Below are 13,127 nucleotides of genomic sequence, written 5' to 3'. Positions count from 1 at the left end.
CCGTCATCTGACATCGGTCATAAAATCATCAATCATCAATCAACAACCCGCCCGTACCGAAAAGGCACGTTCGGGCGGGTCACAAATCACCAATCTTAAAGCCGCTGTCTCACCACTTCATACAAAAAAGCACCACAGGCCACAGACACATTTAACGATTCAATCTCCCCAAGAATAGGCAATTTAGCTTTATCATCTACCACTTTTAAAATGGAGGGATTAATACCTTTTCCTTCTGACCCTAAAATAATGGCACAGGGTTCTTTAAAGGAAACATCATAAAGATTTTGATCAGTCTTTTCAGTAGCGGCAATCACTTTTATACCGGAAGCTTGCATGTAGAATACGGCGTCTTTAATATGATCTACTTTACAAATAGGAATTTTAAAAATGGCACCGGCACTTGTTTTGATGGTGTCTCCATTAACGGGTGCTCCACCTTTTTTCTGAATGATAATACCAGAAACACCAGTACATTCTGCAGTTCTGATAATCGCGCCAAAATTACGAACGTCACTCAATTGATCCAAAAGGAGGAATAAAGGTGTTTTGCCAGATTCCATAACGTTGGCTACCAATTCTTCAATAGGATAGAAACTAATGGGCGCAATTTGAGCCACAACCCCTTGATGGTTCTTAGTGGTGAGTCGGTTGAGTTTTTCAACAGGTACGTAGGAAGAATTTAAGCGTTCCTTGTGCAACAATTGCTCGAGTTCTGTAAATAACTCTCCGCGTAAGCCTTTCTGTAAAAATATTTTATCAATATTTTCGCCAGATTTGATCGCTTCTATAACCGCTCTGATTCCAAAAATAGTAGTTTCATGTTCCATGGCGCAAAGGTATAAAATAAACGCTCTTATTCTTAGAAGCTTTTATAAAAATCAAAACAGAAAAATATGATTGGTCTTGAGAATTCATAGAAGTGAGTCTTGCACATAAAAAAACCTCTTAAGTTTTTAAGCTTAAGAGGTTTTAGGTAATTGTAAAGAATGATTATTTAGTTTACATCCCAGAACAGTTTTTGTTCTGCTGTGTCGCTACCTATTGCAGTGGAAGCAGAATTATAGTTTGTGCCATTTAAAGTCTGTTCAACAATCGGGAACGTGTATCTGTTTGGATAACCTGACACGGCATCGACAGGTTCTGCCATTTTAGGAAAATCTAAAAGACGGATTGAAGTCCAGGCTTCCGTGCCTCTGTTAAATAATGCCAGCCATTTTTGCGTTCCAATAACCTCTTTCCAAGGCATTGCAGCTGTGCTTGTTGCAAGCGCAGAAGTGTAAGCTACTTCAGGTTGCAATAAATATATGGTTGCATCTGCAGCAGTTCCGCCCCAATAAAGAATGGATGCCATAATCCCATTGTTATAGTGCTCTTCTGCCGTTCCTGGGACTGTAAAGTTTCTAGCGGCTGCTTCGGCCAAAATGAATTCCACCTCTGAATAGGAAAATAGAACTCCTGGCAAGGTGGCGTTTTCAAATTTCTCAGAAAAATGGGAAAAGTTCGCATAAGTAGATTCTTCACCAATAACACCTCCCACATAGGCACCGTCTATTGTTGTAAAGTATAACGGCCTTCTTGGATCATCTAAGTCATTCATAATATCAATTACTGTTTTTCCAGCAACAAAATCCTTTCTACCACTTAAAACTAACGCAGCAAAAACAGGGTTTGTATTAGGGTCAGCTCCATAATACGTATAGGTTGCGTTGTCTGCAGCACTTGAAATAATACCACTATTAATGGCTTCTGTCATTGCTGTTTGGGCTAGGGCAGGTTCAATGTCAGAAAGGGTATTTGCCATTCTCAACTTAAGTGTATTTGCAAATTTTTTCCATTGGCTAACATCGCCTTGATATATTCCATCTGCATTTCCATAACTCCCCAAGCTTGTGTCTAAGCTGCTGATAGCGGCTGTCAATCTTGTAAGCAAGTCTTTGTAAATGGTCAGGCCATCATCATATTTTGGTTGTAAATTATCAATATCTAAAGCTTCAGTGTAAGGGACATCACCAAAGGTTTCAACTAAATTACTATATGTATAAACCGTTAAAATTTCATTGATCAGAAGCTTGTTTGGCTTTAATGCATTTAAATCGTCAGTTGTATAGGTTGTAGCACTAATAACTTTTGAAGATTCATCCAAATCCTTTAACACATCTTTATACATAGCATCCCAATGCCCTTGCGGTATTGTTCTAGTAACCTGGTCATAATTACTTTCATCAGTATATGTGGCCTCTTGTAAAAATTGAGCCCACAATTGCGTATTGTTCAAGTTGACATTGATCTCTACGATTTGGTCAACAAGGTTCTTTTGAGCTCCTGTAAACAATGACTCACCAGGAACACTAGCAGGGTCTTTTATATTCTGATTTAAATTCTCTAAATCACTAGAGCAGGAATATATGGCGACTGCGCCTATTAATAGAATTATTATTTTTTTCATTTTCATTAGTTTTTAAAATTTCAATTTAACATTAAAAGCAAAGTCTCTTGTTGTAGGTAAGGAGCCTACAGAATATCCTTGTAAGTTGCCTGAACCTAAACCACTTTCTGGATCAGCATGAGGAAGGCTTTTATCAATGATCCATAAATTTGAACCAATCACGCTAAATGTCACGTCTGTTAATAATGATTTACTAATTAATCTTTGTGGTAGGCTATAAGATAGTGCTACCTCTCTTAATTTCACGAATCCTGCATCATAAACAAACGCTTTGTCAGGTAACCCTCTACGGTATCCAAAGGCCCCAAATCTATCCGCTCTAATACGTGTAGTATTTGCTGAACCATCAGCGTTAACGCCTGGGTTGATAAATCCACCACCATCATCCAAAGTGTTTCTGACAGGATTGCCAAGATCATTGAGAAATGCGGTTTCAGCATATAAACCTGTTGCAAGTCCATAATATTGATCCAAAGAGAAAATACTTCCACCTTTTTGGATATCAATCAAGACACTAAGCGATAAATTTTTATAAGTGAATTTATTAGAAATACCTGCAATCCATTCTGGGTTGATATCACCAATCACTTGGTCAGATGTAGACGTTTTGATATACTCTCCTGATGTTGCATCCACAACGCGTTGACCATCAATATACGTGTAATCAGTACCGTTAATGACGCCATAAGGCTCACCTACTCTAGCATTAAGAGTAACACCGCCTTGGAAAGAGCCTAATTGTAAATTATCAATCCCGTCAGCTAAAGCAACTACTTTATTATCGTTTTGAGACCAGTTTAAATTCATGTCCCAAGAAAAATTTTCATTCCTTACAGGAGCAGCAAATACTGTAACTTCAATACCTTTATTTTCAATTTCGCCAGCGTTTAAAATTTTAGAAGTATATCCTGTAGCAGTTGAAACTGGAACACCAAAAATCTGATCTACTGAGTTGGTTTTATAAACCGCTACATCAAGACCTAATCTACTTTTTAAGAAACGCATCTCTATACCTGCTTCTAAACTTTCAGTACTTTCTGGTTTAAGGTTTGGATTTTTCTTAATATTATCAACAGAAGTACTTGAAGAACCTGGTGGAATGTTCACGTTATAAGTGTCGGAAAGAAAATCAAAAGGAGCACTATTACCTACTTCAGCATAACTGGCTCTTAATTTACCAAAAGAGATAACATCAGAGTCAATCAAGTTTGAAAACACGAAACTTGTAGCAATAGAAGGGTAATAGAACGTGCTATTGTCTTTAGGTAATGTAGAAGAATGATCTCTTCTTATAGTAGCATCCACAAATATTGTGCTGTCAAATCCTAATGAGGCACTTGCATAAATACCATCTACACCTTGACGCTCATACTGCTCTTTAGGCAATGGAAGTGGTCCTACGCTGTTTTGTAAGGAATACAATTTTGGCACACTTAAACCACCGCTAGTAGCAGCATAAATAGATTCAAATTCATTTCTTCTAACATTGGCACCTAAAATACCTTTAAGGTTGAATTTTTCTCCAAAATCCTTGTCAAAATTCAACATCAAATCGTAGTTTGTCTCAGTATTGGCAATATTTCTTCTTCCATAACCTGAATCCACATTACCTCTGTTACCATTACTGTCAGGAACACCAAATGAAGTAGGTACACTACCATTTGCTCTTCGTTCTTCTTGTAATTCAGTATATGTATCAGTCGCAATTCTACCCGTAATGTTTAACCAATCTGTCAATTTGTAATTTAAGGACATATTACCTATAAATCGACTTCTTGAATCATTTTGATAATTCTCATAACGTTGAAAATAAGGATTGTCCCAAAAAATTGGTGCATCTCCTGCGGCTGAGGTACCAGGATTCCAAGTCACGTTACGTCCCGTTGCAAAATAGATGTCCTTTAACTCTTGAAGATCAACATTAGTTTGCCACCATTGTTTAAAGTTGGAAATGACATTATCATTATAACCTGTTGAGTTACGGCCTAAACCATCTGTCTTGATGTAATTGGCATAACCTGTTGCAGTTAATTTGTCATTCAATTTATAATTTCCACTGATTGAAAAGTTATGTTTGGTAATATTACTATTTGGTAAAAGACCGCTTTGCTCAAAGCGTGTATAACCTAACCTGTAAGATCCATTATCCATTCCGTTCTCAACAGAAATAGAGTTGGTAGTGGTAATGGGTGTTTCAAAAAAGGTAATTGGTCCGTTTTCTGCATTTACCCAAGGTGTTGCGGTTTGATAGAAAGGCGAATCAGGATCAAATGCATTCCATTGATATACCATTAAGTTTGGATTAAATGGAGCACCATAAGAAGCATCTTCTGTATAAGGAACCACTTGATCATCATTACCATCTCCATCAATATCCTCTAAAAGCCAAAACCCTCCAGGACCATCATAGTACGCACCATATCCTGCGCCATATTGTTCTTGGTATTCAGCAAAAGTACTTTTGTCAATAGAGCCAAAAGAGACACCTGAATTGACGGTTATCCCTAATCCAGTAGCCTTTTTACCTGATTTAGTGGTGATCATGATCACACCATTGGCCGCTCTTGATCCGTATAGAGCAGAAGCTGCAGCACCTTTTAGAATATTGACAGATTCAATGTCATCTGGATTGATATCAGAAGCGGCATTACCATAATCATAATAACCACCACTCGCTTCTCCTTGATATTTAGAGTTAGAGTTGGTATTATTGATAGGGACACCATCAATAACAAATAGAGCTTGATTGCTTCCAGTTAAAGACGCATTACCTCTAATGACTACGTTAGTAGATCCGCCCATGTTATTGTTTCTTTTAATTTGCACTCCAGATGCTCTCCCAGATAGCGCATTAACGAAATTTCCACTTTTAACAGTGTTGAGTTCATCACCTTCAACTTCCTGTGTCGAATACCCGAGGGATTTTTTCTCTCTTGAAATACCTAAGGCAGTTACAACTACTTCATCAAGTACCGCAGCATCTTCTTGCATGGTTACATTGACAGTATTAGAAGCACCTACTGTAACTTCTTGGGCTTTCAACCCTACATATGTAAAAGTCAAAACATCTCCTGACTTAGCGGTAATGGTGTAATTACCATCAAAATCCGACTGTGTACCAGTTGTGGTGCCTTTTACAATAATGTTAACCCCAGGAAGTGGTAGACCAGAATTATCTGATACCGTTCCTGAAATTAATTTTTCTTGCGCAAACGACATTTGCACAAAGAACGCTAGTAATAGCGTTAAAATTCCACTATACTTTGTTTTCATATTTAAATTAATTTGAATTAGTCTGGCGTAAAAGTGCTAATAAATTGTTAAAAAAACAATTTAATTAACTTTCAATTTCAACTGCGGTGTTAGATATATCAATCAATTTTCTTGAATTTATAAGTGTTATGAGGTGCAACCTGTTGTTTTGCAAATGCTTCGTTGACTTCGATTTCTGAAAATAAATATCTTAAAATTTTATTAATTCTCAGGATATGACAATGGTCATAGTTTAATTAAGTTAATACTTTACCAAAATTATTGAGAAGTCATAAGACAATTTAATTGAGGTGAATCTTTTTGAGTATTTAAAATGTAGCCGTTAAACTCAAATGCACTTTGGAATCAGACACCTTTATGGTCTGATCTTCTGAGCTCCCGTTGCTGTAGTTTAATTTAAAAAGACCCGCTTGGGTGAGTACACCAAAACCAAACCCCAGTCCTAATAGTTTGCTTTGGGTAGCGAGGCTTTGGTTTTCATAGTAGGCGAGATCTATAATAGAATTGATATAGAGGCTGTTGGTCACCTTATAGCGGTATTCTGTATTTAGAACACCAAACAAATTGGCCAATAAGCTGTTTTCTTCAAAACCTCTAATAGAATTGATACCGCCAAATCTAAAGAGCTCATTGTCCAAGAACGTATTTGAATTTAAAAGGGCAGCGTTAATATTGGTGTAAATACTATTCCGATCATCTAAATTAAATATTTTAAAAGTGTTCAGTTCAAATTTGCTTTGTGTTTCATCAGTGTTTTTTAAGGTCCTATTTCCCAAACCGCCAGTAATTTCAAACAAGAAATTGATAGGAAATAAGCGGTCGTGCCGTTGCAGGTTTGTATAATGATAACTTAAATCATAAAAAGTGGTCTGAAAATCATTAATATTAATAACATCAACATTTAACAAATTTGTGGAGGTTAATAACGAGATACCGAGCCCAATACTGTTTTTAGGATTAATTTGAAAATCAATTTTTGCAACTTGCGAAGCGGTTATATAGGAGGAATCCTTTTTAAAAATAGTTATCCCCACTTGCATGCCTAGCGGGGATCCAAATATATAAGGTAATTTTGCTTTTACATCAAAAGTTTTCTGATCGCTTTCATCACTTTTGTACAGCAATCTTAAAGACTCGCCATAATTAAGGGTATTTATAAGATTCAAGTTTAAATATCCATTAAATTCAATGTTGTTGGTTTCAGTATTGGTGCCAAAACCCAAAAACCCATCAAACGTATTGCTTTTTTGTTTCTCTACATATATATATAGTAAGGTAGAATCTTTTGTAAAAAGTACTTCAGGTTCTTTTATTTGGGAGGCAAACTGTAAATTATCTAAGGCTGCTGTTTTCCGACGGATGGTGTTTAAGTTAAAAGGTTGTTTCGGTTTTAGTTTTAAATAACGTCTAACATATGCTTTCGGAAATTTGTCGTGGCCTTTTACAATAATAGTGTCAATTGTTCTTTGTTCTTTTACTTCAATTTTTAAATTGGCAGTTAACAGGCCGTTTGCTTTTTTGATGTTGGTGAGTTGGAGGGTGGAGAATGGATCGCCATTATTAGCGATTTCGGTGTTCAGCAATTGAAGTGCCGTTTCAAGTTTTGCAAGCTCAATTTCAAAATAGGTTTCGGTAATGCTGGCCGAAACCAATTTGAGGATCTTGTTGTTAAAGTCTGCCGTAAAATAAATTCTTGCGTTGGTATAAAGAGTGCCTAAACGATAGGATGCCACATAAGAAGAATCCGTTTGTTTCTCCAAACTGAGCAAGTCACTTTCCAGATAACCTTGATCTAATAACATTATGCTGATATGTTGTGCTTCTATCTGAAGGTTATTAAAAGTCTCAAAGGAGTTTTTGTAGTTTAAGGATTCTAGTACCCTGGATTCGGTTTCAACTTGGCCAACTGCCCTAAGATGTAAGGATTGAGCCAATAGACTTGAAGATGAGAGCCATCCAAAAACAAGGAGTAAGAAAATTGATTTTAAAGTCATGTAAAACTTAAAGAGGTTCAAAGCTAAAGGAAAAATTTATCTAAAAACTGGTGGAATGAAAAATAATTGACCAAAGATTTGAAAATTAATTGTTTTACTTTTGAAAAAGCGAATTTATTTTCTACCTTTGCAGCCCTCAAAAGCGAGGAGTAAAACAAATTTATATAGAAATATATGCCAACAATTTCACAATTAGTACGAAAAGGAAGAACCAAAATAACCAAGAAGAGTAAATCGGTTGCCCTTGATTCGTGTCCACAAAGACGTGGTGTGTGTACTCGTGTTTATACGACGACACCTAAGAAACCTAACTCAGCAATGCGTAAGGTAGCAAGGGTTCGTTTGACAAACGGAAACGAGGTTAATGCATACATTGGCGGCGAAGGTCACAATCTACAGGAGCACTCGATAGTATTGGTTAGAGGTGGAAGGGTAAAAGATTTGCCAGGAGTTAGATATCACATTGTACGTGGTGCCTTAGATACCGCAGGTGTTACAGGTAGAACGCAACGTAGATCTAAATACGGAACAAAACGCCCTAAAAAGTAGAGACGCAACATGTTACGTCTGATTAATGGCGCAATTTATTGCAACATTAATTTTAATGATTTAAAATTAACAAAGAAGACATGAGAAAAAGAGCAGCAAAAAAGAGACCGCTTTTACCAGATCCACGTTTTAACGACCAGTTAGTAACTCGTTTCGTTAACATGATGATGTGGGATGGTAAAAAGTCAGTAGCTTTTAAAGTATTTTATGATGCCATTGACATTGTAGAAGCAAAGAAAACTGATGAAGAAAAAACAGCCTTGGAAACATGGAAAGATGCTTTATCTAACGTAATGCCTCACGTAGAAGTACGTAGTCGTCGTGTTGGTGGTGCAACATTTCAAATCCCAATGCAAATTCGTCCAGACCGTAAGGTATCTACAGCTATGAAATGGTTGATTAGTTACTCACGCAAAAGAAATGAGAAATCTATGCCAGCAAAATTGGCTGCTGAAATTTTAGCAGCGGCAAAAGAAGAAGGTGCAGCGGTTAAAAAGCGTTTAGATACTCATAAAATGGCAGAAGCTAATAAAGCGTTCTCACACTTTAGATTCTAAATATATGGCAAGAGATTTATTACTTACAAGAAATATAGGTATTGCAGCACATATTGATGCTGGGAAAACAACTACAACTGAACGTATTCTTTTTTATACGGGCGTTTCTCATAAAATTGGTGAAGTACATGATGGTGCTTCAACAATGGACTGGATGGAACAAGAAGCAGAAAGAGGTATTACAATTACTTCTGCAGCTACGACTTGTGATTGGGTGTTTCCAAAAGAGAATGGTGAACCGACCGAAGAGGCTCAGTCTTACCATTTCAATATTATTGATACTCCAGGTCACGTTGATTTTACCGTAGAGGTAAATCGTTCTTTACGTGTATTGGATGGTTTAGTATTCTTATTTAGTGCAGTTGATGGTGTTGAGCCACAATCTGAAACTAACTGGAGGCTTGCTGATAATTATAAAGTTCCAAGAATCGGGTTTGTTAACAAAATGGACCGTCAAGGGTCTAACTTTTTAGAAGTTAACAAACAGGTAAAAGAAATGTTAGGCTCTAATGCAGTGCCAATCGTTTTACCTATTGGTGATGAGAGTGACTTTAAAGGAATCGTTGACTTAGTTAAAAACAGAGCTATTGTATGGCATGATGATAACTTCGGAGCAACCTTTGACGTTGTAGCTATCCCTGAAGAGATGAAAGATGAAGTTCGTGAGTTTAGAGCTTTATTGATTGAAGAGGTAGCCAGCTACGATGAGAATCTATTAGAGAAATTCATGGAAGATGAAAACTCTATTACAGAAGATGAAGTGCATGCTGCACTTAGAGCTGCTGTAATGGATATGGCAATCATTCCTATGGTATGTGGATCTTCATTTAAAAATAAGGGCGTTCAGTTTTTATTGGATGCTGTTTGTCGCTACTTACCATCCCCTATGGATAGAGAAAGCGTTATCGGTATCAATCCTGATACAGAAAAAGAGGAAAGACGTAAACCAAGTGTTAATGAACCATTTTCAGCTTTAGCGTTTAAAATTGCTACCGATCCTTTTGTTGGTCGTTTAGCATTTTTTAGAGCGTATTCTGGTCGTTTAGATGCAGGTTCTTATATCTTGAACAACCGTTCAGGTAAGAAAGAGCGTATTTCTCGTATCTACCAAATGCATGCCAACAAACAAATTGCTCTTGATTTTATCGAAGCAGGAGATATTGGAGCTGCCGTAGGGTTTAAGGATATTAAGACTGGTGATACCATGTCTGATGAGAAGCATCCAATTGTGTTAGAATCAATGAATTTCCCTGATCCCGTTATTGGTATCGCGGTAGAACCTAAAACAAAAGCTGATGTTGACAAATTAGGGATGGCGCTTTCAAAATTAGCTGAAGAGGATCCTACCTTTACAGCACGTACAGATGAATCTTCAGGACAGACTATTATTTCTGGAATGGGTGAGCTTCACTTAGACATCATTGTAGACCGTTTACGTCGTGAATTTAAAGTTGAAGTAAATCAAGGTGCACCACAAGTAGAATATAAAGAGGCAATTACTAGACCGGCACAACATAGAGAAGTTTACAAAAAACAATCTGGTGGTCGTGGTAAATTTGCTGATATCCAATTTACTTTGGAGCCAGCTGAAGAAGGTAAAACAGGTTTAGAATTTGTTTCTGCTATTAAAGGTGGAAACGTTCCTAAAGAATTTATCCCTTCAATTGAAAAAGGATTTAAAATGGCAATGGTCAATGGTCCATTGGCAGGTTATGAAGTAGATGCCATGAAAGTGACACTTACTGACGGATCTTACCACGATGTGGATTCTGATCAACTATCATTTGAGTTGGCTGCAAAAATCGGATTTAGAAATGCTGCTAAAGCTGCTAAAGCCGTAATAATGGAGCCTATCATGAAGATCGAGGTGATTACACCAGAAGAAAACATGGGTGATATAGTTGGCGATTTGAACCGAAGAAGAGGACAAATGACTGATATGGGTGACCGAGCTGGTGCAAAAACTGTAAAAGCAACTGTGCCATTATCTGAAATGTTTGGATATGTTACCACATTAAGAACATTGTCTTCAGGTCGTGCAACATCAACAATGGAATTTTCACATTATGCTGAAACTCCTTCTAATATATCTGAAGAAGTGATTAAAGCAGCTAAAGGCGTCGAAGCTTAAATTTTCAAGAAAATGAGTCAAAAAATCAGAATAAAACTAAAATCTTACGATCACATGTTGGTGGACAAATCTGCTGATAAGATTGTTAAAACGGTAAAAAGTACGGGCGCAGTTGTAACTGGGCCAATTCCTTTACCAACAAATAAAAAAATCTTTACGGTTTTACGTTCTCCACACGTTAACAAGAAAGCTAGAGAGCAGTTCCAATTAAGTTCTTACAAAAGACTTTTGGACATCTATAGTTCTTCATCAAAAACAATTGATGCTTTGATGAAATTGGAGTTGCCAAGTGGTGTAGAAGTAGAGATTAAGGTATAGAGACGCAAAATATTGCGTCTCCGAATAATGGAGGCAAAATATTGCCATAGAGACGCAAAATTTTGCGTCTGTACAAATTGCAGAAACGCATAATATTGCATCTATACAAAAAATTTAGAGACACATAATTATGTGTCTCAACATGTCCCGAGCTGCGTGCGAGGGAAAAACGGTAAAAATACATTCAGGGCTGAAGTATTTTCGGCCCTGAATATTTTTAAATACATAGGTAAGTCACGAATTACCTATATATAAAAAAGCGGACAAGTCGTGAATTGTCCATAACAAACAAATTAATATTTATGTCTGGGTTAATTGGAAAAAAAATCGGTATGACCAGTATCTACGACGAGAACGGAAAAAACATTCCGTGTACCGTTATTGAAGCAGGTCCATGTATCGTTACCCAAGTCAGAACCGAAGAGGTTGACGGGTATAGTGCTCTTCAACTTGGTTTCGATGACAAGACAGAGAAAAGTTCCACTAAAGCTGAGGCAGGTCATGCCAAAAAAGCCGGTACTTCTGTTAAGAGAAAAGTCGTTGAATTCCAAGGATTTGGAGAAGATTACAAATTAGGTGATGCTATTACAGTAGAACATTTCATTGAAGGTGAATTTGTTGATATTGCTGGTACATCTAAAGGAAAAGGATTCCAAGGGGTTGTAAAGCGTCATGGTTTTGGTGGAGTTGGTCAAGCTACGCATGGTCAACATAACCGTTTAAGAGCTCCTGGTTCTATTGGTGCGGCTTCGTATCCTGCAAGAGTATTTAAAGGAATGAAGATGGCCGGAAGAATGGGTGGCGAGAGAGTGAATGTTGAAAATTTAAGAGTTTACAAAGTAGTTCCTGAAAAGAACTTATTGGTGGTTAAAGGATGTGTTCCTGGTCATAAAAACTCTTATGTAATTATTCAGAAATAATGAAAGTAGCAGTTGTAGATATAAACGGAAAAAGCACAGGTAGAGAGGTTGAACTTTCTGCAGATGTGTTTGCTATTGAGCCTAATAACCATGCAGTTTACTTAGATGTTAAGCAATATCTTGCTAACCAACGTCAAGGAACGCATAAGGCTAAGGAAAGAGCAGAAATCTCTGGAAGTACACGTAAGATCAAGAAACAAAAAGGTACTGGTACAGCACGTGCAGGATCTATCAAGTCTGGTGTATTTAAAGGTGGTGGACGTATGTTTGGTCCAAGACCAAGAAACTATAGCTTTAAATTGAACAAAGGCCTTAAGCGTTTAGCACGTAAATCAGCCTTAACAATGAAAGCTAATGATAGCGCGATTGTGGTAATGGAAGATTTTAATTTTGATTCTCCAAAGACCAAAAACTTCACTAACGTATTGAAAGCGTTGGGTGTTGAGAATAAAAAATCTTTGTTTGTGTTGGGTGCCTCAAATAATAATGTATATTTGTCCTCACGTAATTTAAAAGGTTCTGATGTTATAATGAACTCAGAATTAAGTACTTACAAGATTTTAAACGCAAATAAATTAGTCCTTTTAGAGAGCTCTTTAGAAGGAATTGAATCGAATTTAAGTAAATAAGGAAACATGAGCATCTTAATTAAACCTATAATCACTGAAAAAGCGACAGCTAATAGCGAGTTAAACAACTGCTATAGCTTCCAAGTGAATACGAAGGCGAACAAGGTTGAAATAAAAAAAGCGGTGGAAGCTGCTTATGGCGTTTCCGTTGAAAAAGTTCGTACTATAAATGTCCGTCCAGACAGAAGAACCCGTCACACAAAGACAGGTATTCAGAATGGTAAAACAAATGCTGTTAAAAAAGCAATTGTACAACTGGCGGAAGGTGAATCAATTGATTTATACACTAACATGTAATTAAAGACAA

The 13,127-nt window shown here is 36.9% G+C and carries 11 protein-coding genes; 7 read left to right on the top strand and 4 right to left on the bottom strand.

Annotated elements, in window-relative coordinates; translation table 11 throughout:
* Positions 1 to 95 precede the first annotated feature (95 nt).
* From rlmB to JEM65_RS11860, 4 genes are all read right to left on the bottom strand, one after another.
* A complete protein-coding gene (gene rlmB / locus JEM65_RS11875; protein ID WP_199599743.1) occupies positions 96 to 830 on the bottom strand; it encodes a 23S rRNA (guanosine(2251)-2'-O)-methyltransferase RlmB in 735 nt (244 codons plus the stop codon).
* Positions 831 to 997: 167 nt separating this feature from the next.
* Positions 998 to 2,449, bottom strand: a complete 1,452-nt coding sequence (locus tag JEM65_RS11870) for a SusD/RagB family nutrient-binding outer membrane lipoprotein (protein ID WP_199599741.1) — start codon at positions 2,447 to 2,449, stop codon at positions 998 to 1,000.
* Between the two features lie 12 nt (positions 2,450 to 2,461).
* A complete protein-coding gene (locus tag JEM65_RS11865; RefSeq protein WP_199599739.1) occupies positions 2,462 to 5,722 on the bottom strand; it encodes a SusC/RagA family TonB-linked outer membrane protein in 3,261 nt (1,086 codons plus the stop codon).
* A gap of 308 nt (positions 5,723 to 6,030) precedes the next feature.
* The gene (locus JEM65_RS11860) at positions 6,031 to 7,716 is read right to left on the bottom strand and encodes a POTRA domain-containing protein (protein WP_233530630.1); all 1,686 of its coding nucleotides are present in this window, start codon (positions 7,714 to 7,716) and stop codon (positions 6,031 to 6,033) included.
* A 174-nt stretch (positions 7,717 to 7,890) separates the two neighbouring features.
* Between JEM65_RS11860 and rpsL the strand changes: the two genes are divergently transcribed.
* From rpsL to rplW, 7 genes are all read left to right on the top strand, one after another.
* Positions 7,891 to 8,265: a 30S ribosomal protein S12 gene (rpsL, locus tag JEM65_RS11855; protein WP_027126027.1), complete on the top strand. Its 375-nt coding sequence runs from the start codon at positions 7,891 to 7,893 to the stop codon at positions 8,263 to 8,265.
* An 80-nt stretch (positions 8,266 to 8,345) separates the two neighbouring features.
* Entirely contained in the window at positions 8,346 to 8,822 is a 477-nt protein-coding gene (rpsG, locus tag JEM65_RS11850) for a 30S ribosomal protein S7 (RefSeq protein ID WP_133758911.1), read from the top strand.
* Positions 8,823 to 8,826: 4 nt separating this feature from the next.
* The gene (fusA, locus tag JEM65_RS11845) at positions 8,827 to 10,953 is read left to right on the top strand and encodes an elongation factor G (protein WP_199599730.1); all 2,127 of its coding nucleotides are present in this window, start codon (positions 8,827 to 8,829) and stop codon (positions 10,951 to 10,953) included.
* A gap of 12 nt (positions 10,954 to 10,965) precedes the next feature.
* Positions 10,966 to 11,271 (top strand): 30S ribosomal protein S10, encoded by a 306-nt coding sequence (rpsJ, locus tag JEM65_RS11840; protein ID WP_066436369.1) that lies wholly within the window; start codon positions 10,966 to 10,968, stop codon positions 11,269 to 11,271.
* Positions 11,272 to 11,573: 302 nt separating this feature from the next.
* On the top strand, positions 11,574 to 12,191 hold the full coding sequence (gene rplC, locus JEM65_RS11835; RefSeq protein ID WP_199599728.1) for a 50S ribosomal protein L3: 618 nt from the start codon (positions 11,574 to 11,576) through the stop codon (positions 12,189 to 12,191).
* Positions 12,191 to 12,820: a 50S ribosomal protein L4 gene (rplD, locus tag JEM65_RS11830; RefSeq protein ID WP_199599726.1), complete on the top strand. Its 630-nt coding sequence runs from the start codon at positions 12,191 to 12,193 to the stop codon at positions 12,818 to 12,820. Before rplC ends, rplD begins: the two co-directional genes overlap by 1 nt.
* 6 nt (positions 12,821 to 12,826) lie before the next feature.
* The gene (rplW, locus tag JEM65_RS11825) at positions 12,827 to 13,117 is read left to right on the top strand and encodes a 50S ribosomal protein L23 (protein WP_146893505.1); all 291 of its coding nucleotides are present in this window, start codon (positions 12,827 to 12,829) and stop codon (positions 13,115 to 13,117) included.
* Positions 13,118 to 13,127: the final 10 nt, after the last annotated feature.

The sequence above is a fragment of the Gelidibacter salicanalis genome (assembly GCF_016469035.1).
Taxonomy (GTDB): domain Bacteria; phylum Bacteroidota; class Bacteroidia; order Flavobacteriales; family Flavobacteriaceae; genus Gelidibacter; species Gelidibacter salicanalis_A.
Note: the sequence above shows the minus strand (reverse complement) of the source record. Positions and strands in the feature narration are given on the sequence as shown.